The sequence below is a fragment of the Mycobacterium sp. NPDC003449 genome (assembly GCF_053588415.1).
The window spans coordinates 1-19,450 of the sequence record NZ_JBSFPX010000148.1 but is presented as its reverse complement, the minus strand read 5'-3'; the positions used below and the strand labels follow the sequence as shown (position 1 = coordinate 19,450).

Annotated in this window: 19 protein-coding genes and 1 pseudogene; 9 read left to right on the top strand and 11 right to left on the bottom strand. The window is 69.0% G+C overall.

The genetic code is table 11. From position 1 onward, the window contains the following. A pseudogene (locus tag ACWDTP_RS28485) lies at positions 1 to 303 on the top strand (shikimate 5-dehydrogenase); the annotation flags it as partial. 6 nt (positions 304 to 309) lie between these two features. Here the strand turns inward: ACWDTP_RS28485 and ACWDTP_RS28480 are convergent. Continuing rightward, positions 310 to 537, bottom strand: a complete 228-nt coding sequence (locus ACWDTP_RS28480; RefSeq protein WP_450026079.1) for a hypothetical protein — start codon at positions 535 to 537, stop codon at positions 310 to 312. Positions 538 to 697: 160 nt separating this feature from the next. On the opposite strand from ACWDTP_RS28480, the gene ACWDTP_RS28475 reads away from it, so the two are divergent. Then, positions 698 to 1,357, top strand: a complete 660-nt coding sequence (locus ACWDTP_RS28475) for a DUF5642 family protein (RefSeq protein ID WP_450026077.1) — start codon at positions 698 to 700, stop codon at positions 1,355 to 1,357. 28 nt (positions 1,358 to 1,385) lie between these two features. After that, the gene (locus tag ACWDTP_RS28470; RefSeq protein ID WP_450026075.1) at positions 1,386 to 2,063 is read left to right on the top strand and encodes a DUF5642 family protein; all 678 of its coding nucleotides are present in this window, start codon (positions 1,386 to 1,388) and stop codon (positions 2,061 to 2,063) included. 10 nt (positions 2,064 to 2,073) lie between these two features. Here ACWDTP_RS28470 and ACWDTP_RS28465 read toward each other — a convergent pair whose 3' ends face one another. Together ACWDTP_RS28465 and soxR are read right to left on the bottom strand one after the other, a co-directional pair. After that, complete coding sequence (locus ACWDTP_RS28465; RefSeq protein ID WP_450026073.1) at positions 2,074 to 2,670, bottom strand: alpha-ketoglutarate-dependent dioxygenase AlkB; 597 nt, start codon at positions 2,668 to 2,670, stop codon at positions 2,074 to 2,076. A gap of 43 nt (positions 2,671 to 2,713) precedes the next feature. Continuing rightward, positions 2,714 to 3,145: a redox-sensitive transcriptional activator SoxR gene (soxR, locus tag ACWDTP_RS28460; protein ID WP_450026071.1), complete on the bottom strand. Its 432-nt coding sequence runs from the start codon at positions 3,143 to 3,145 to the stop codon at positions 2,714 to 2,716. 48 nt (positions 3,146 to 3,193) lie between these two features. Between soxR and arcA the strand changes: the two genes are divergently transcribed. Further along, a complete protein-coding gene (arcA, locus tag ACWDTP_RS28455; RefSeq protein WP_450026069.1) occupies positions 3,194 to 4,402 on the top strand; it encodes an arginine deiminase in 1,209 nt (402 codons plus the stop codon). A 45-nt stretch (positions 4,403 to 4,447) separates the two neighbouring features. On the opposite strand, the gene ACWDTP_RS28450 is transcribed toward arcA, so the two are convergent. Both ACWDTP_RS28450 and ACWDTP_RS28445 read right to left on the bottom strand, forming a co-directional pair. Next, on the bottom strand, positions 4,448 to 5,287 hold the full coding sequence (locus tag ACWDTP_RS28450) for a hypothetical protein (protein ID WP_450026067.1): 840 nt from the start codon (positions 5,285 to 5,287) through the stop codon (positions 4,448 to 4,450). Positions 5,288 to 5,405: 118 nt separating this feature from the next. Beyond that, positions 5,406 to 6,908, bottom strand: a complete 1,503-nt coding sequence (locus ACWDTP_RS28445; protein ID WP_450026081.1) for a dolichyl-phosphate-mannose--protein mannosyltransferase — start codon at positions 6,906 to 6,908, stop codon at positions 5,406 to 5,408. Positions 6,909 to 6,980: 72 nt separating this feature from the next. On the opposite strand from ACWDTP_RS28445, the gene rsmI reads away from it, so the two are divergent. Beyond that, on the top strand, positions 6,981 to 7,817 hold the full coding sequence (rsmI, locus tag ACWDTP_RS28440; RefSeq protein WP_450026065.1) for a 16S rRNA (cytidine(1402)-2'-O)-methyltransferase: 837 nt from the start codon (positions 6,981 to 6,983) through the stop codon (positions 7,815 to 7,817). An 11-nt stretch (positions 7,818 to 7,828) separates the two neighbouring features. Here rsmI and ACWDTP_RS28435 read toward each other — a convergent pair whose 3' ends face one another. Next, the gene (locus ACWDTP_RS28435; RefSeq protein ID WP_450026063.1) at positions 7,829 to 8,317 is read right to left on the bottom strand and encodes a MarR family winged helix-turn-helix transcriptional regulator; all 489 of its coding nucleotides are present in this window, start codon (positions 8,315 to 8,317) and stop codon (positions 7,829 to 7,831) included. Between the two features lie 43 nt (positions 8,318 to 8,360). On the opposite strand from ACWDTP_RS28435, the gene ACWDTP_RS28430 reads away from it, so the two are divergent. Beyond that, positions 8,361 to 9,362 (top strand): 4,5-dihydroxyphthalate decarboxylase, encoded by a 1,002-nt coding sequence (locus ACWDTP_RS28430; RefSeq protein ID WP_450026061.1) that lies wholly within the window; start codon positions 8,361 to 8,363, stop codon positions 9,360 to 9,362. After that, positions 9,359 to 10,345 (top strand): amidohydrolase family protein, encoded by a 987-nt coding sequence (locus ACWDTP_RS28425; protein WP_450026059.1) that lies wholly within the window; start codon positions 9,359 to 9,361, stop codon positions 10,343 to 10,345. The genes ACWDTP_RS28430 and ACWDTP_RS28425 overlap by 4 nt, the downstream gene beginning before the upstream one ends. Here the strand turns inward: ACWDTP_RS28425 and ACWDTP_RS28420 are convergent. Then, on the bottom strand, positions 10,332 to 11,558 hold the full coding sequence (locus ACWDTP_RS28420) for an aminodeoxychorismate synthase component I (protein ID WP_450026057.1): 1,227 nt from the start codon (positions 11,556 to 11,558) through the stop codon (positions 10,332 to 10,334). The genes ACWDTP_RS28425 and ACWDTP_RS28420 overlap by 14 nt on opposite strands. 246 nt (positions 11,559 to 11,804) lie before the next feature. On the opposite strand from ACWDTP_RS28420, the gene ACWDTP_RS28415 reads away from it, so the two are divergent. Further along, positions 11,805 to 13,106 (top strand): MFS transporter, encoded by a 1,302-nt coding sequence (locus ACWDTP_RS28415; protein WP_450026055.1) that lies wholly within the window; start codon positions 11,805 to 11,807, stop codon positions 13,104 to 13,106. Then, the gene (locus ACWDTP_RS28410) at positions 13,103 to 14,743 is read left to right on the top strand and encodes an amidohydrolase (RefSeq protein WP_450026053.1); all 1,641 of its coding nucleotides are present in this window, start codon (positions 13,103 to 13,105) and stop codon (positions 14,741 to 14,743) included. Before ACWDTP_RS28415 ends, ACWDTP_RS28410 begins: the two co-directional genes overlap by 4 nt. Here ACWDTP_RS28410 and ACWDTP_RS28405 read toward each other — a convergent pair. The 4 genes from ACWDTP_RS28405 to ACWDTP_RS28390 all read right to left on the bottom strand — a co-directional run. Beyond that, positions 14,722 to 16,254: a PucR family transcriptional regulator gene (locus tag ACWDTP_RS28405; protein WP_450026051.1), complete on the bottom strand. Its 1,533-nt coding sequence runs from the start codon at positions 16,252 to 16,254 to the stop codon at positions 14,722 to 14,724. The two genes, ACWDTP_RS28410 and ACWDTP_RS28405, sit on opposite strands and share 22 nt — an antisense overlap. 43 nt (positions 16,255 to 16,297) lie before the next feature. Beyond that, positions 16,298 to 17,215 carry an RNA polymerase sigma factor SigJ gene (gene sigJ / locus ACWDTP_RS28400; RefSeq protein WP_450026049.1) on the bottom strand — a complete coding sequence of 306 codons (918 nt, stop codon included), beginning with the start codon at positions 17,213 to 17,215 and terminating at the stop codon, positions 16,298 to 16,300. Next, complete coding sequence (locus ACWDTP_RS28395) at positions 17,212 to 18,408, bottom strand: NAD(P)/FAD-dependent oxidoreductase (protein WP_450026047.1); 1,197 nt, start codon at positions 18,406 to 18,408, stop codon at positions 17,212 to 17,214. Before ACWDTP_RS28395 ends, sigJ begins: the two co-directional genes overlap by 4 nt. Positions 18,409 to 18,506: 98 nt before the next feature. Further along, a partial coding sequence (locus tag ACWDTP_RS28390; protein ID WP_450026045.1) for a Glu/Leu/Phe/Val dehydrogenase dimerization domain-containing protein occupies positions 18,507 to 19,450 on the bottom strand: 944 nt, incomplete at its 5' end.

Here is a 19,450-nt window from a genome sequence, read left to right as displayed (position 1 = left end):
GACGTCGGCGACCTCACCGCGGCGGTGCTGGTCAACGTCACCCCGATCGGGATGTCGGGTGGCCCCGACGAACACCGCAGCGCCTTCGAGCCGCCCACCATCGAGGCGGCAGGCACGGTGTTCGACGTGGTGGCGCTGCCCTCGGAAACCCCGTTGATCGCCGCGGCCAGGGCGGCGGGCCGCGATGTCATCACCGGCGCGCAGGTGATCGCCCTGCAGGCCGCCGAGCAGTTCGAGCGCTACACCGGGGTCCGGCCGTCGGCCGGGCAGATCGCCGCCGCCTCGGAGTTCTCGCGCGGGTGAGGCCGGTCAGCACCTCGCCGTCAGGTACACGGTCCGGCTGACCGCCCCGCCGGGACGCACCGAGTCGACCGAGCAGCGATCCAGCGGCGCCGGACCCATCTTGTAGAGGACCACCCGGTAGCCGCTCTGCTCGAGTGCGTACACGGTGTCCTGTGCCGAGCCGATACCGGATGGTGCGGCCATGGTCGCAGCCGGGAACCCCAGGCTGAGCGCCGAAAGCGCACTTCCCGTCATCGCGGCAACCGCAAGTTCGTACACACGGGTAAAACCTGCCGCCTTGTCGTTAAATTCCGCTGCAGCGCAACACTTGCAGTGGTCCGCGGGCACGAAAAACCCCTTGACAACGGGGTCGGCCGTTCTCGACAGCAAACACGGCGTGTGGTATCAACGCGCCGTGCGCGTTTATGCGGCCTGCGTCGCCGTCGCGTTGGGCGCTGCCGGGTGTGGTGCGCCGCAGGGCCCCGGTGAGCCTGCCCCGCCTGCGGCGACGAGTACTGCCGCGACGCTGAACCCGGCCAGGATCGACCGGGTGCGCCAGGACCTGCCGGACGGCTACGAGTTCGCCCCGATCGACGCGCGGGTGACGCCGATCGCGCTGTGGGGATTCGAGGCGCACTGGCTGGCCGACCCGCCGGAGTGCGGGGCACTGGCCGCGCCCGCGGTCGACCCGGGCACCGCACGCGGATGGTCCGGGTCCGGGCCAGGGGGAATCGTCTACGCCGTCGTCGCGCGCGCCACCGCACCGGCGGACCCGGACCTGGCCGACCACTGCGCCGAGTGGACGGTCACCGGCGGGCACTCCGTCGGCGCCGTCACGTCCCGGCCTGCACCCGCGATCGAGGGTGCGCGCACCGCGGGCATGGCCACGGCCGTGCGCACCGTCGTCGAAGGCGGCACCGAGACCCGGTCGCATGCCGACACCTTCACCGCCGACCTGGGCGACCATTACTGCTCGGTGACCGTCGTCACCGATCCCGGATCCGCCGAAACCGCGCTCGACGCCCGGTATGCGGCCGACCTGTTGGTGAAATCGGTGTCGGCGTTACGCGGTTGATCCGGTTGCGGCAGGTACATTTACGGCGATGCCGAACCTGATCCCCACCGCCCTGACGTGCGCCGCCACCGCCACGTGCGCCGCCGCGCTCGTGGCCTGCGGTCAATCCGACGAGCCGCAGTTCCCCAACGCCGATATCGCCAATGTGGGCAAGGTCCGCTCGGCGTTCGGCCCGGAATTCAAGGTCAGCGATGTGGCCCCGACCGGTATCGACCCGAAGCTGCTGGCACCGCAGAAGATGCCGCCGGGGGTGAAGTTCGAGCCCGAGGACTGCGCGAAGTTCGCCGAGGGTCAGTCGCTGCCTGCCGACCTCAAGGGCAATATGGCCGCGACCGCGGCGGAGGGGGCGGGCAACCGGTTCATCGTGCTAGCCGTGGAGACCTCCGAACCGATCCCGCAGACCGATCCGGGCGACGCGTGCAAACAGGTCAAATTCCTCGGGCCGGGTTCCCGCGGCCAGATCGACGTGGTCGAGTCCCCGCAGATCGAGGGGGCTCAGACGGTCGGCACCCACCGGATCGTGCAGACCCTGGTTGGCGGCCGGCCCAAGACCGGCCAGCTCTACAACTACGTCGCCACCTTCGCGACGTTCCGGGTGATCGTCACCGCGAACCCGCTCGTGCTGCCCGACAAGCCGGTGGCGCCGGTCGACACCGCTCGGGCCCGCGATCTGCTGACGGCCGCGGTGAGCGCGGTGCAGGGGTAGGTTTCACCGGTTAACGCACATCGTGCGGGCGGAACTGGATGCTGATCCGTGGACCGATCAGCCTGCTGGTCTTCGGGATCGCATGCTCCCAGGTGCGCTGGCACGAGCCGCCCATCACCAGCAGGTCGCCGTGCCGGTGCTGCAGCCTGATGGCGTGCCCGCCGCCGCGTGGGCGCAGTGCGAAAACCCTTGTGGCGCCGAGCCCGACGATGGCCACCATGGTGTCGTGGGTGCGGCTGCGGCCGATCGTGTCGCCGTGCCAGGCCACGCTGTCGTTACCGTCGCGGTACAGGCACAGTCCGGCCGTGGTGAACGGCTCGCCGAGCTCCCCGCCATAGGTATCGTTGAGCCGGCGGCGGATCTGTTTGAGCCGTGGATGCGGTACGGGCTCGTCGACCAGATGGTGAAAGCTCACCAGGCGTGGCACGTCGACCACGCGGTCATACATCTCACGTTGTTCGGCCCGCCACGGGACGGCGTCCATCAGTTCCTCGAACAGTGAATCCGCATCGGCCAACCAGTCGGAACGCAGTTCGACCCAGGCACCGTCGCCCAGTCGGCGACGTTCCGCGTGCTCGAACAGCGAGCCCTGCAGCGCCAGCTCCATGCGCGCGATCTTATCGCACAGACGTTCGATGTGTCAGGGTCGATCAGAGGCGAGCCGCGCCGGGACCCTGTTCGGCCAGGACGTCCTCGGGGTTGGACAACTGGCAGGTTTTCAGGCTCAGGCAGCCGCAGCCGATGCAGCCGGTCAGGTTGTCGCGCAACCGTTGCAGATGCAGGATTCGGTCGTCGAGATCCTGTCGCCAGCCCGCCGAGAGCCGGGCCCAGTCCTTGCTGGTCGGGACGCGGTCGTCGGGCAGCGTCGAGAGCGCCTCCCGGATCCGGGCCAGGGGGATCCCCAGTCGCTGCGACATCCGGATGAACGCCACCCGCCGCAGGGTCTCCCGCGGGTAGCGGCGTTGATTGCCCGAGGTGCGCCGGCTCCTGATCAGGCCCTCGCGCTCGTAGAAATGCAGCGCGGACACTGCGACGCCGCTGCGGCGCGCCATATCGCCGGGGGTCAACTCGTGGGTGTCCATGACATCTAAACCCTACTTGAGGTGACGGATGGGGTTACCGTTCTAAGTGTGACCGATGTGGTGTTGGGCTCGAATTCGGAGGTTGGCACGCTGCGGGTCGCGATCCTGCACCGGCCGGGGCCCGAGTTGCAGCGCCTGACCCCGCGCAACAACGACGCCCTGCTGTTCGACGGGCTGCCGTGGGTGGCCAAGGCGCAGCAGGAGCACGACGCCTTCGCCGCGCTGCTGACCTCGCGCGGTGTCGAGGTGCTGCTGCTGGCCGACCTGCTCACCGAGGCGCTGGCGCACAGCGGCGCGGCACGGATGCACGGCATCTCGGCCGCGGTGGATACGCGCCGGCTGGGTTCGCCGTTGGCGCAGGAGCTTTCGTCCTACCTGCGGACACTTGACCCGGTCGCGCTGGCCCGGGTGCTGATGGCCGGGATGACATTCAACGAAGTGCCGTTCAGCGGGGCCGAGCTGTCACTGGTGCGGCGGATGCACCACGGTGGGGACTTCGTCATCGACCCGCTGCCCAATCTGCTGTTCACCAGGGATTCGTCGTTCTGGATCGGGCCCCGGGTGGCCATCACCTCGCTGGCCCTGCCTGCCCGGGTGCGCGAGACCTCGCTGACCGATCTGATCTATGCGCACCATCCGCGGTTCCTCGGGGTGCGGCGGGCCTACGAATCGCGCTCGGCGCCGGTCGAGGGTGGCGATGTGCTGCTGCTGGCGCCGGGTGTGGTGGCGGTCGGGGTGGGGGAGCGGACCACGCCGGCCGGGGCGGAGGCGTTGGCCCGCAGCCTTTTCGACGACGATCTCGCGCATACCGTGCTGGCCGTGCCGATCGCCCAGGAGCGGGCCCAGATGCACCTGGACACCGTGTGCACCATGGTCGACGTCGACACCGTGCTGATGTACCCCAATGTGGTGGACTCGTTGTCGGCGTTCACGATTCACCGCGAGCCCGGCGGGGTGCGGATCGACGACGACGTGCCGTTCGTGCGGGCGGCAGCCGAGGCGATGGGCATCGACAAGCTGCGGGTGATCGACACCGGGCTGGATCCGGTGACCGCCGAGCGCGAGCAGTGGGACGACGGCAACAACACCCTGACCGTCGCCCCGGGTGTGGTGGTCGCCTATGAGCGCAACTCCGAAACCAATGCCCGGCTTGCCGATTCGGGTATCGAAGTGCTGGCGATCGCGGCGTCGGAGCTGGGCACCGGCCGTGGTGGGCCGCGGTGTATGTCGTGTCCGGCGGCCAGGGACCCGGTTTAGCGCGCCGGTGTTGAGATTGCGCCCAGGGCTGTGATTCGCGAGAATCTACGACCCTGCGCGCAATCTCAACGCTTCGCGAACCCTGTGCAGAATGAATGCCCGGCCGTGTTCGGCCACCACGTGAATGTCGAGCCATCCCTGGCGGGCGATCAGCTCGTTCCTGCCGATGTCGTGCACGTAACGCGCCCGGTCCGAGGCGTGGTGCTTGCCGTCATAGTCGAGACCCACTCTGCCGTCGTCATAACCCATGTCGATGAATGCCTCGGTGAAACCGTCGGTCACCCGGATCTGGGTGCGCGGCCGGGGCAGGCCGTCGTCGATGAGGACCAGCCGAAGCCACGTTTCTCTCGGTGACTGTGCACCGGCGTCCATCAGGTCGAGCGCGATCTCGGCTCGGCGCAGCCCCCGCGCACTGGGGTAACGGCCGGCGAGCGCCAGCGCATCGGGTGCCTTGACGTCGGAGGCGCGGGCCAGGGCGTCGAGGCTCTCGACAGCCGGATTCCGGGGTAGATGCCGCGCGAGATCCAGGGCGGTCCGCTGCGGCGTCGTCACGGCGATGCCGCCGATCTCGATGATCTCGTCGGATTCGATCCGCTCGTTGCGCACGACAATGCCCGACGGCGGTCGGCCGCTGCGCCAGATCATCTCGACGGGGATGCCGTCGGGGACCCACTGAGCGCCGTGCATCGCGGCCGCCGCGCGACCGGCGATGACGCCGTTGCGGCCCGACCACAGCCATGCACCCGCGGTTCGGCGTCGCAGAGTCCGTTCTGCCCTGTTCGGCAGGTAGACGTCGGGGAAGATCGCGGTGTAGTTCCACCTCAGGGCACCGCGGGTGAGCGCGCCACGTTTGAGCATCTCGCTGCCGATGAAAACCACACGCATGCCGTGATGCTGGAAGGCGATGCCGACGAATATGGCGGCGAATTTTGAGATTGCACCCAAGGCTGTGGATAACGGGAATCCACGACCCTGCACGCAATCTCAACGCGGCGTCACCGGCTTATCGCCAGCTCGGCAACCAGATCTGCAGGTTCCAGGTGCCCTGCGAAATCGGGATGCCGGTGAGGATCGGGTACATCCAGGCGAAGTTGGTGATCACGAGCGCCAGGTAGAAGCAGACCGTCAACAGGCCCAACGTTCTTCGTTCCGGATTCTGGTTGGGTTTGTGCAGGATGTCGCCGAGGATCAGGGCTATCGCCAGCACCAGGAACGGCGCCATCACGGTCGCGTAGAAGAAGTACATCTGCCGGTCGATATCGGCGAACCAGGGCAGGAAACCGGCCGAGTAGCCGACCAGCACGACCGCGTAGCGCCAATCGCGGCGGACCACCGCGCGCCACACCGCCCAGCCGATCACCGGCACCGCGATGAACCACATCGCCGGGGTGCCGACCAGCATCACGGCCTTCACACAGGACTGGGCGCCGCAGCCGGGCACATCCTGGTTGTCGATCGCATACAGCACCGGGCGCAACGACATCGGCCAGGTCCACGGTTTGGATTCCCACGGGTGATGGTTGCCGTCGGCGTTGGTCAGCCCGGAGTGGAAGTGGTAGGCGGCATAGGTGTAGTGCCACAGCGAGCGGATCGCGTCGGGCAGCGGCACGATGCTGTGCTCGCCGATCGACTGCCCGACCTCATGCCGGTTGACCCCGGTCTCCGAGGCGTACCAGGGTGCGTAGGACGCCAGATAGACCGCGAACGGGATCAGGCCCAGCGCGTACGCCGCTGGCCCGGTATCGCGGCGCAGCATGCCCTTCCACGGTTGCGGCACGTGGTACTGACTGCGCGCCACCGCGTCGAACACCAGCGTCATCACCCCGAAGAAGGCCACGAAGTACAGGCCCGACCACTTCGTCGCGCAGGCCAGTCCGAGCAGCACGCCCGCGCCGAACCGCCACCACCGCACCCCCAGTCGCGGCCCCCACACCGTCTCGGCGATGCGACCCTCGACGAACGCGTGGTACATCCGTTCGCGCACCTGATCGCGGTCGACCATCAGGCAGGCGAACGCCGCCACCACGAACATCGTGAGGAATACGTCGATCAGCGCCGTGCGGGCCGATACGAAGCTCACCCCGTCGGCGATCAGCAGCAGCCCGGCGATGCCGCCGACCAGCGTCGAACGCGAGATCCGCCGGGCGATCCGCACCACGAGCAGCACCAGGACCACACCGCACACCGCGCCGGAGAACCGCCAGCCGAGGCCGTTGTAGCCGAACAGCCACTCGCCGACCGCGATCAGCTGCTTGGCCACCGGCGGGTGCACCACCAGCCCGTAGCCCGGATTGTCCTCGACACCGTGGTTGTGCAGCACCTGCCAGGCCTGCGGCGCGTAATGCTTCTCGTCGAAGATCGGCGTGCCGCCATCGGTCGGCGAGCCCAGATTCAAGAACCGGCTGATCGCGGCCAGCGCGGTGATGATGGCTGTCATCACCGTCCCCTGCAACCGGTCGACAGGGCCGAAATCGGGCACCGGGATCACGGGCGCGGGGCTGATCATCGGGACCGGACGACCAGCCGTCGGCGTGGCTGTGGCGGTGGCGGTCACGCAAGCGATCGTAGGCTGTCGGGCGTGACACCCGGCAAACTGTTGATCGGCGCCACGCCGCTGGGCCTGCCCTCGGATGCATCGGCGCGGCTGGTCGCGGCGCTGAAGAGCGCCGACATCATCGCCGCCGAGGACACCCGGCGCGTCCGCGCCCTGGCCCAGGCCCTTGACGTGCACCCGGCCGGCCGGGTGCTCAGCTTCTTCGATCAGAACGAGGCGAGCCGGGTGCCGGGGCTGATCGGGGAGATGCAGGCCGGGGCGACCGTGCTGATGGTCAGCGACGCCGGGATGCCGCTGATCAACGATCCGGGCTACCGCCTGGTGGCGGCGTGCGTCGAGACCGGGGTGCCGGTGAGCTGCCTGCCCGGGCCCTCGGCGGTGACGACGGCGCTTGCGGTGTCGGGTCTGGCCTCCGACCGGTTCTGTTTCGAGGGTTTCGCGCCACGCAAGCACGCCGCCCGGATGACCTGGCTGAACACCCTGGCCACCGAGCGGCGCACCTGCGTGTTCTTCGAATCCCCGCGCCGGCTCGCCGAGACGCTGCGCGACGCCGTCGACGCGCTCGGCCCGCAGCGCCGCGCCGTGGTGTGCCGCGAGCTGACCAAGATCCACGAGGAGATCGTCCGGGGCAGCCTGGCCGAGCTGGCCGAATGGGCCGCCGACGGGGTGCTGGGCGAGATCACCGTGGTGCTCGCGGGCGCCGTGCCGACCGCGGATGTGCCCACGCTCGTCGCCGAGGTGGCCGAACTCGTCGAGGCCGGCGCCAGGGTCAAGGATGCGTGCGCACAGGTGATCGCCGCCAACCCCGGTGCACCGTCCCGGCGTGAGCTCTACGACGCCGTGCTGCGCGCGCGGGACTGAGACCGCGCCGCTCAGGCCTCCAGCCGCAGCAGCGCGGTGAGCAGGCTCCCGCCGGGCGCGCCCTCCTCGCCGAAGATCTCGTGCTGCAGTTCGATCATCGCCGGAAGCGCGCGGCGCAGCACGTCCAGGCCCTCGGCCGTGGTCTCGACGTTCTTGGCCCGGTCATCGGTGCTGCTGCGGGGCCTGCGGATCCAGCCCTTGGTCTCCAGCGCCTTCATCATGTGCGATACCTGCATCGGAGCGATGTCACCGGCCCTGGCCAGCTGGACCTGGGTGACCGGCTCGCCCGTGCGGCCCAGCCAGGCGGCCAGGGCCAGGGTCTGGAACTGCAGATGGGTGAGGTTGTGGGCGACCAGCGCGCGATCGGCTTCCCGGATGTAGCGGTGCAGGACACGCCACATCACGAAGCCGATCGCCTTCTCCGGTCCACCGAGGGAGGCCGTCGCGAACAGGTCCTCGATCGCGTGCACGTCGTTGGCCACGACGCCGAGCGTAGACAAGATTCTCCTTGTTCTGATTAGTAAATGCATTTACTATATCGATATGAGCGGGATCGCACTCGACATCGGCTTCCACAACTACGAGCATGTCCGGCCATTGATCGATGGCACCGTGCCGATACCGGGGGTCAGTCCCACGTTCCACACCGCCCGGATCGTGTCCGAGATCTTCGAGCGGATGATCCGCGACAACGAATTCGGGGTCGCCGAACTGGGATTGACGTTCTATCTGCGCACGCTCGACCTCGACGACCCGCCGTTCATCGCGCTGCCCATCTTCCTGGCGCGCCAGTTCCGGCACTCGGCGATCTTCGTCAACCGGGCCAGCGGCATCACCACACCGCGCGACCTGGCGGGTGCGACGGTCGGCGAGTTCGCGGTCTACGGCCACGATGCCGGAGTGACGGCCAAGGGCATGCTGGCCGACGAGTACGGCGTGACACTCGATCAGTGCCGCTGGATCGTCGGCGGATTCGACTGGCCGATGGCACCTTTCGACTTCGTCCCGCAACCGCACCCGGCGGGTGTCGAGGTGACCGCGGCCCCGGACGGCAAGGCGCTGGGACCGATGCTGGCGGCCGGTGAGATCGACGCGCTGATCTCGGCCGATGTGCCCAGATGCGTGATCGACGGATCGCCAGGGGTGGCCCGGCTGTTCGACGACTACCAACCGGTCGAGCGCGGCTACTATCTGCGCACCGGCATCTTCCCGATCATGCACACCGTGGTGATCCGCCGCGATCTCCTTGAGCGCCACCCCGAGCTGGCGCAGACGGTGTACGACGCCTTCTGCCAGGCCAAAGATCTTGTCGCGCAGCAATACCGAGACGGCCGGATGCTCAACCACATCGACCAGATGATGCCGTGGATCAGCAAGCTCTACGACGACAACCGCGGGCTGTTCGGCGACGACTGGTGGCCCTACGGGGTGGCGGCCAACCGCACGGCACTCGACGCGTTCCTGCGCTGGCATTTCGAACAGGGGCTGTCGGCGCGGCGCATGCACTGTGAGGATCTCTTCGTGAAGGAGCTGTTGGATACATGAAAATCGTTGGATTGGAAGAACATTTCGTCACCGCCGACCTCATCGAGGCCTGGTCGGGGGTCGAACCGCAGTGGCAGGACGTCTGGGCGCCGACACCCGGGGAGGGCTGGGCCGACAGCCTGCTCGACCTCGACATGGCGCGCCTGGCGAGCATGGACGACACCGGACTCGATGTGCAGGTGCTCTCGCTGACCACGCCGGGGGTGCAGAACCTGGACCGCGCCGACGCGGTGGCGCTGCAGACCGAATGCAACGACCGGCTGGCCGCCGCGGTAGCCGCGCACCCCGACCGGTTGCAGGGATTCGCCACCCTCGCCACGCCGGACCCGGCCGCGGCCGCGGCTGAACTCGGGCGTGCGGTCACCGATCTGGGCTTTCACGGGACCCTGGTCTGCGGGCGCACCCGGGACCGCAACTTCGACCATCCGGACAACTGGCCGATCTTCGAGGCCGCGGAAGCTCTCAACGCCCCGCTGTACCTGCACCCGCAGTCGCCGCCGCCGGAGGTGCGCCGGGCCTACTACGACGGCCCCGACGCCGCGCTGGCGGCCGCTTTCGCCACCCACGGCATCGGTTGGCATTACGACGCGGGTGTGCAGTTGCTGCGGCTGATCCTCGGCGGTGTCTTCGACCGGTTCCCCGGCCTGCAGGTCATCGTCGGGCACTGGGGTGAGGTGGTGGCGTTCTACCTCGACCGCATCGACCGGCTGACCTCGGCCGCGCACCTCGACCGCCCGGTGTCGGATTACCTGCGCAGCAACGTGTTCCTCACCCCCAGCGGCATGTTCAGTCAGCGATACCTGCGCTGGGCGCTCGAGGTCGTCGGCGTGGACCGGATCATGTTCGCTACCGACTATCCGTACGTGCAGGCGCCGGGTGGGGGCGCCAGGGCCTTCCTGGCGGGCGCCGAGCTCGACGATGCCGATCGCGACAAGATCGCCTCCGGTAACTGGGACCGGCTGTGTGCGGCTATCCGGCGGTGACCGACGCGGGCCCGACGATCGCGGCGGCCTTGTGCAGGCATTCCTCCCACTCGCGGTCCGGGTTGGAGTCGGCGGTGATGCCCCCGCCCACCCCGAGCACCGCGGAACCGAAGGGGCCGAACTCGACGGTGCGGATCGCGACGTTGAGCTCACAACCCGCTACCGGTGAGGCCAGGCCTACTGTGCCGCAATAGATTCCCCGTCGCCCGGGCTCCCAGCCGCGCAACAGCCTGCGGGCCCGGGTCTTGGGGGTTCCGGTCACCGACGCCGGCGGGAACGCCGCGTCGAGGAGGGCGGCCATCGGCATCCGGTCGTCGACGCGCGCGGTGACCGTCGAGACCAGATGCCACACCCCGGGCGCCGGGCGGACCCGCAGCAGTTCGGGCACCGTCACGGTGCCGGTGCGCGCCACCCGGCCCAGGTCGTTTCGGACCAGGTCGACGATCATGATGTTCTCGGCGACATCCTTGACCGACGCCGACAACTCGGCCGGGTCGGCCGAATGCGGCAGTGTGCCCTTGATCGGACTGGAGGTGACCGACGTGCCGTGCCGGCTCAGGAACAGCTCGGGGGACAGCGAGGCCACCGCACCCCACATGCCCGCGATATAGGCCGCGCGCGCCGGTGCGGTCCGGGCCACCGTATCGGTGAAGAAGTCGATCGGGGCGCCCTCGATCCGGCCGGTGAACCGGGTGCACACGCAGGCCTGATACACCTCACCCGCCGCGATGGCCGCCAGGCAGGCCAGCACACCGAGGCGGTGGCCATCCCGGTCGGGCGCCGTCCAGTCCACGGTGTAGGACCCGGGCGGGCCTGCCGACAATGTCAGCCACTCGGGAAAGGCCGCACCGCTGAGGCTTTCGTACCACCATCGGCCCTCGGCGTCCTGGCGCAGCACGCTGTCCGACCAGCCGCCCGCGGCCTCGGGGATGCGCGGCGTGTGCTCGCCGGACCCGGGATCGGGATAGGACAGGTAGCCGAACCAGCCGCCGCCGACCGGGCCCGCGGTGCCGGCCCGGCCGGGTGGCACGTCGAACACCCGGGCCGGGGGAGTGGGCCGGGCGGTCAGCGTCGGCGCGATCACCGCGCGGGAGCCGAACCAGTCGCCGATCAGCGCGGCGGGCGGTGGCAGGCCGGCCGCGGCCGTCGCCGCCGCCACGGCCCGCAGCACCGCGGGGGCGTCGCCCAGGTCGCCGAGCGGCTCGATTCGCACCGACCAAGCTTGCGTCCCAGGGCGAGCAGACACAAACCTGACCCTTTTTCGGCGAAATGGTGCAGGTTTGTGTCTGCTCGCGGGGCAACTCAGCGGGGACTCGGGTTGGCAATTTGTCGATCGAGTCGGTTAACGATGTACGAACGTCCTGTTGCGCGGACGGAAACCAGCTCCTTAGCGTGAGCGCGGACACACCAGATCGGCAATGGCACGAGTAACGCAGCTTCCTTCGGTGAGGACATGCCCGTGACGACAGAATCGGCTCCGACCGCTCGGCCACGGCGGGCCGCGCTCGCGGCCCTCGCGGGGACCAGCATCGAGTGGTACGACTTCTTCATCTATGCGACCGCGGCCGCGCTGGTCTTCCGGGAGGTGTTCTTCCCACCCGATATGGATCCGGTGCTTGGCACCATCGTCGCGTTCGGCACCACCTCCTTCGGCTATCTCGGGCGTCCCCTCGGTGCGTTCATCTTCGGCCACCTCGGCGATCGCTACGGACGCAAGCCGGTGCTCATCGCCACCCTGCTGTTGATGGGCGCAGGCACGGTGGGCATCGGTCTGCTGCCGTCCTACGCCTCCGTCGGCGCGACCGCCCCGCTGTTGCTGATCATCCTTCGCCTGCTGCAGGGCGTGGCGATGGGCGGCGAGTGGGGCGGTGCGGCGCTGCTGGCGATCGAGCATGCGCCGCGCGACCGGCGCGCCTTCTTCGGATCGTTCGCCCAGCTCGGATCCTCCGTCGGCGCCACGTTGTCGGCCGCGGTGTTCGCGGTGTCCGAGCACATCGGGGATGGACTGGCCGCGGGATCGTGGCGGATTCCGTTCCTGTTGTCCTCCGTGCTGGTGGTCATCGGGCTGGTCGTGCGGCTGGTCGTCGGCGAGTCCCCCGAGTTCGCCAAGGCCCGTGACTCCCAAGAACTCTCGTCGGCGCCGGTGCGGGAAGTGCTGCGCGCTCCGAGGCGCCTGCTCATCGGCATCGGCGCGATGCTGGTGGCCACCGGCGGCTATTACGTGACCTCGTCGTTCTTCCTGTCGTACGCATCCGAACAGGCGGGCGTCGCGGTGGATATGTTGCTCAACGCGCTGATCATCGCGGGCATCTTCGAGATGATGTTCGTGCCGTTCGCCGGCTGGCTCGGGGACCGCTGGCAGCCGCGCTACGTGGTGGTGGTCGGTCTGCTGGGGATCGCCGTCATCGCGGTGCCGCTCTATCTGCTCGCCCACACCGGATCCTTCCTGATCATCACGGTCATGCTGGCGGTGACGGCGCTGTTCACCGGATTCAACTACGGGCCGATCGCGGCGGTGCTGGCCGGTATCTTCCCGGTTCGGGTGCGGTACACCGGGACGTCACTGGCCTACCAGGGTGCGGCGCTGACCGCCGGTGCGCTGACGCCCATCGTGCTGCCCACCCTGTTGGGGATGTCGGCCGGCTCGCCGGTGCTGATCTTCGGCTACCTCACGGTGCTCTGTCTGGTGGCGGCCGGTTGTGTGCTGGCGACGCGCCAGCTCGCCGCCAGCGCCGTGCCGGCAGCCGAAACCGTGGCATGACAGCCGATCTCGGTGAGGTTCTGGTCATCGGCGGGGTGATCCGTCCGCACGCCGACAACGAATCGGCACCCGCGATGCTGCTGCGCGCGGACCGGATCGCCGCGGTGGGTACCGAATCGGACTGCCGGGCGCGGGCGATCGGCAAGCCCGGCATCCTCGATGTCGACGGCGCCACGGTGCTCCCCGGATTCGTCGACGCGCATTGCCACCCACTGATGTTCGGGCAGTTCACCTCGTGGGTCGACTGTGGCTGGGCGGCCGCCCCGACCATCGACGACGTCGTCGCGGCCCTCACCGTGGCGGCGCGGCGGCCGGGGAAGGTGCGCGGCAACGGATTTCATCACGGTAACGTGGCCGAGCGGCGAATGCTCACCAGGCACGATCTGGATCGGGTGGCCGGCGACCGCGAGGTGCTGGTGTTCCATTCGAGTGGCCACGGTGCCATCGTCAACAGCTGGACCCTGCGTGACATGGGAGTCAGCGCGCAGACCCCCGATCCGCCGGGCGGGCATTTCGGTCGTGAGGCCGACGGCGCACCCGACGGCACGGTGTGGGATGCGGCCGCCGATTGGCTCACCGGTGCGCGCGGGGTGAAGATCACCAACAACGGGCCGAACTTCCACCTGCCCGACGATCCGGCCACGCTGCGGGACCAGCTGCTGGCCGCGCAGGACGAACTGCATGCGCGCGGGGTAACCACGGTCGTCGACGCGCAGGTGACCGGGCGTGAACTGAGCACCTACCTGGCGGCCCAACGTGCCGGTGCCCTCACGATGCGCGCCGAGATGCTGGTGATCTCCAGCCTGATCGGCCAACTCGAGGCGCTCGGCATCTGCGGGCGCTTCGGCGATGACCAGCTCGCCATCGCGGGGGTCAAACTCTATGCCGACGGCGCCCTCACCGCGGGCACCGCCCGCTTCTCCGAACCGTACTGCTGCAGCCCCGACGAATTCGGGTATCTCTACCACCCCACCGGGGAGCTGATCGAGCTGATCGCCCGGGTGCGGGCACTCGGTCTGCAGTCGGCGACCCACGCGCAGGGCGACGCCGCGATCCAGTTGGTGCTCGACGCGCACGCAGCCATGGCGCCGGGCGGGAGCGACGACGCGATCCGGCATCGGATCGAGCATTTCGGCGCGCCGACGGCCGCGCAGGTGCGGCGCTGCGGTGAGCTGGGGCTGTGGCCGATCATCCAGCCGCAGTATCTGTTTCGGTATGGCGACGAGCTGATGAACGCGCTCGGCGACCGCGCGCCGCGGCTCAGCCCGCTCGGTGAGATCAGGGATGCCGGCGTCCCGGTGGTGTTGTCCTCGGACGCCCCGGTCTGCCCACCGCACCCCCTCGAGGCGGTCGCCGCGGCGGTGCGACGCCGAACCCTGGCCGAACGGCGTCTCGGGACGCCCGAACAGTGCCTGACCGTCGAACAGGCGCTGGGCGGGCACACGCTCGGGGCGGCCGCCTCGGTCCACCGGGAGCGCGATATCGGCTCGCTGGATCAGGGGAAGTTCGCCGACTTCGTCGCGCTGGCGCGCGACCCGGTGAGCTGCGACGTCGACGATATCGCCGAAATCGCCGTGCAGGCAACGTGGGTCGGCGGACGGCAGGTGTTCGGCGCTCAGTCCTCGGTGACGAGCTGAACCGCGGCCCACAGTTCGAGGCGGTCGCGCAGGGCATCGAGATCGAGATCGAGTAGTCGGCCGGCCAGCTGGACCCGGTTGCGCAGGGTGTGCCGGTGGATGCCGAGTTCACGGGCCGTCGCATCCCATGCGCATTCGTTGTGCACCCAGATCCGCACGGTGGTGAGCAGATCGGAACCCTTCTCGGTGTCGTGGGCGTGCAGTACCCGCAGGATCCCGCGGGCCACCGTGCCCATCTGCTCGCGCCGGAGCACCCCGAGCACCCCGCGGTCGAGGAACGTCTCGAACGCCACGCTGGACTGACCGGTTTCGATCGCATGTTGCAGCGCCCGCTCGGCTTCGGCCACGCCCCGGGACAGCGCCCCCAGTGGTACCCCGCTGGACGTCCCAACCGGAATACCATGCTGGGAAAGCAGTTTCAGCAGATCGTCGGGGGGTGCCGCCTCGGCCAGCACGTAGATGCGGTTCTCGCGCTGGGTGAAGAACACCCGACCGCGACGTTCGGCCGCCTCGCGTTCGAGCGCGTCCAGCAGGAAGTCGCTGTGGTCGGGCTTGGCCGCCGCCATCACCGTCAACGGTTCGCCGGGCAGCCCACCCCACACCGAGGTGGCGGTCCGGGTGGCCACCGTCGGGTCGCCGATCAGCAACTGTTCGAACACTCCGGCACGCAGATGGTGGTGGGCCTTGTCCAGGGCCCGGTTCTGGGTCAGCGCAAGGCCGGCCAGCGCGATCACGCTGTTGACCACATCGGAGGCGGCCGGGTCGGGCCACTCCAGTCCACCGAGGACCAACACCCCGTCCAATCGCTTGCTGTGGCCGATGGTCTGCAGCAGGTACTCACGCTCACCGAGTGCGACGTGCGAGGCCGAGCGCACCCCGCGCTCCAGTGCGGTCCGGACGGCGTCGCGAATCGCGTTGTCCAGCTTGATATTCAGTTCATCGGCCGGCGACCGGACGCGCGCGCCGACCGCGTCGAACAGCAGTGCCGAACAGTCCAGCTGCTTGGCCAGCTCGGCCAGGATCGAGGTCAGGCCGTCCGGGCGCATCGCCGCCCTGGCGATCGCCCGCTGGGCGTCCAGCGACCACCGGATGCGGGCCGTCTGCTCGTCGGCGATCTGGTCGGCGACATACCGTGCGAACGCCAGAAACGGGGTGAGATCGGTGACCAGGAACAGCGGCAGCCGGTGGCGGCGACAGGCTGATTCGAGCTCGGCGGGCAGGTGCCCGTGGATCAGCGAGATACCGAAACCCAGGCCGAGGATCCCGTGTGTGGCAAGCCGTGCCACATAGGCGTCGTAGATCTCCGGGTCGGTCGACCCGGACGGGAATTGGGTGCCGTCGGTGAGCAGCAGATGGCCGGCGGCGAGGAACGGCGTCGGATCGGCGAGCTCGGAACTGTGCACCCACTGCAGCGGTTCGTCGATCGACGGTTCGACCCCGTCGTCACCCCCGACGACCAGTCGGGTGCTGGCGTTCCACCGGGTCAGCAGGGAGCGGATGGTGACGGGCACCGTCTGACAGTACGACTGCTCGCGGGGGATCTGGCGGGGGAACTCAGCGGCTGATCGCCCGGGGGATGTCGACGCCGGTGAGCTTGTCCGGATTGCGCATCGCGTAGAGGTGGGTGATCTTCCCGTCCACGATCTCCACGGTGAGCACACCTTCGAAGTTGTCGCCGAGGTAGAGCTTGAGCGCGGGAGAATTGTTGTACATCGCCGGCTCGACCCGGCCGCCCCGGCCGCCGACTCGCACCAGCCCGACCAGGATCCGGGCCACCGAGTCCGCGCCGTACACCGGCCTGCGGGCGGCGCTGCGTTTACCGTCGCTGTCGGCCGTCCACACCACATCCGGGGCCAGCATCTGCATCAACCCGTCCATATCCCCGGTCGAGGCCGCCGCGAAGAACTTCGCCGTGACCTCCATCGAGAGCTTCGGGTCGATCGGCTCGAATCGTTTGCGCCGCGACTGCACATGCTCGCGGGCCCGGTGTGCCATCTGGCGCACCGCACCGGTGGATTTTCCGATCGCCGAGGCGATCTCGTCGTGGCTGAAGCCGAACACCTCGCGCAGCACGAACACCGCCCGCTCATCGGGGCCCAGCGTCTCAAGCACCACCAGCATCGCCATCGAAACCGACTCGGCCAGAACGACATCCGACGACGCATCGGTACCGTCGGTCGGCTCCAGCAGCAGCGGCTCCGGCAGCCACGGACCCACGTATTCCTCACGCCGCCGGGATTCGGCCCGCAGGGCGTTGAGGGCCTGGCGGGTGACCAACTTGGCCAGATAGGCCTTGGTGTCGGTCACCGTGGCCAGGTCGACCTCGGCCCAGCGCAGGTAACTCTCCTGCAGCACGTCGTCGGATTCGGTTGCCGTGCCCAGAATCTCGTAGGCGATGGTGAACAGCAACGGCCGCAGCAGGGTGAACCGTTCGGCGTGCTCGCCCGAGTTGCCTGCGCCGGGAGACTTCATCGGGTCAGGGTCTCGTTGTCGGTCCGGCCACCGGCCTCGGCGATCTGGCGTTCCCGGTCGCCGCCCTTGAGCCACAGGTAGGAACCGGGCTTGCGCCCCTCCTTCGTCATGAAGGTCACCGTAGCCCGGCAGACCTGCTCCTTGACGAACGCACCGGCCCGTCCGCCGATGTAGACCCGGCGCGGGGTGTCGTCGGTGTGGGCGAGCTGCATGGTCCCGAACGTGCGACCGATGCTGATGCACTGCCCGACGAAGGCCTGGTTCAGCCCGGTGGGCTCGGTACCGGCGATCCGGGCCAGCACCGTATCGGCCGACTGGATCCCCAGCGGGCCCGCGGCCTGGCAGCTCATCCGCAGCGGGACACCCGACGGTGCGGCGGCGTCGCCGGCCGCCACGATCCGGGCGTCGTCGACGCTGGTGAGGGTCTCGTCGGTGAGCAGCCGGCCCAGGCCGTCGGTCCTCAGCCCACTGGCCGCGGCCAGGCCGGGCACCCCGAAACCGGTGGTCCACACCGTCACCGCGCTGGGCAGGCTGTTGCCGTCGGCGAGGCTGACCGTATCCGGTCCCACCTCGGTCACCAGGATCTCGGGTCCGTCCACGATCGAAACCCCGAGTTTGGTGAGCGCCTTGACCACCGAGCGCCGCCCCGCCACGCCCAGCGAGGCGCCGACCACATCAGTGACCAGCGTGACGTTCCGGCCGGCCTCGGCGAACTCGCCCGCGGCCTCGATGCCGGTCAGTCCGCCCCCGACCACCACGACCGGGGCCCAGAGCGGCACATCCTGCAGCCGGGCCCGCAGCCGGTGGGCCTGCTCGAATTCGCTGAGGGGATAGGCGAATTCGGCCGCACCGGGAACCGAGGCCGGAACCCCGCCGGTGCTGCCGACCGCATAGATCAGATAGTCGTAGTGCAACACGTCACCGGAGGTCAGCTGCACCTGGCGGATGGGGGCGTCGATGCGCTCGGCGCCGTCGACCAGCAACCGGACCCGGTCGCCGAGCAACTCGTCGTAGGACGCGGCCGCGTCGTAGTTCCCGGCGACCATCTGGTGCAGCCGGATCCGCTCGACGAACTTCGGGCGCGGGTTGACCAGCGTGATCGCCGTGTTCGGGTTCTTCTGCAGGTGGTTGGCGGCCAGCACGCCGGCGTATCCGCCGCCGATCACGACGACGCGGGTGGTCTTCTCGGTCATGGGACTGTCTCCTCTCAACGGGCTTGTGTCCTCAAGACACCGCGCGCCACCCAGGTGTGACAGTGTGCGCCACCGATGTGGCTCAGATCACCCAACCGTCAGATCAGGCCCAGCGCCTGCATCGCGTCGGCGACCCGGATGAATCCGGCGATATTGGCCCCGGCCGCGTAATTGCCGGGCTGGCCGTACTCGTCGGCCGTGCTCAGGCAGCGGTCATGGATGCGCCCCATGATCTCGGCCAGCCGGGCCTCGGTGTCGTCGAACGTCCAGGAGTCGCGCGAGGCGTTCTGCTGCATCTCCAGCGCGCTGGTCGCGACCCCGCCCGCGTTGGCGGCCTTGCCCGGCGCGAAGATCACCCCGGCCTCACCGAACAGTTTGACCGCCTCGGGTGTGCAGGGCATGTTGGCGCCCTCGGCGACGATGCGGCAGCCGGACTCGATCAGCAGCCCGGCGTCGGTCCCGGACACCTCGTTCTGGGTGGCGCAGGGCAGCGCGATATCGCACGGCACCTCCCAGACTGTCCGCCCCTCGACGACCCGGGCGGCCCCGGCGCGGGCTTCGGCGTAATCGGCGATCCGGCCCCGCTGGACCTCCTTGACCTCCCTGAGCAGGCCGACGTCTATGCCCTTCTCGTCGACGACGTAGCCGCCGGAATCCGAACAGGCGACCACAGTCCCGCCCAGCGCGTGCACCTTCTCGATGGCGTAGATCGCGACATTGCCCGAGCCGGACACCACGACCCGTTTGCCGTCGAACGAGTCGGAGTTGGCGCGCAGGATCTCGTCGACGAAGAACACCGTGCCGTAGCCGGTGGCCTCGATGCGCACCTGTGAACCGCCCCAGGTCAGTCCCTTGCCGGTGAGCACACCGGACTCGTAACGGTTGGTGATCCGCTTGTATTGGCCGAACAGGAAACCGATTTCGCGGGTCCCCACCCCGATGTCGCCGGCGGGCACGTCGGTGTACTCGCCGATGTGGCGGTACAGCTCGGTCATGAACGACTGGCAGAACCGCATGATCTCGTCGTCGGAGCGGCCCTTCG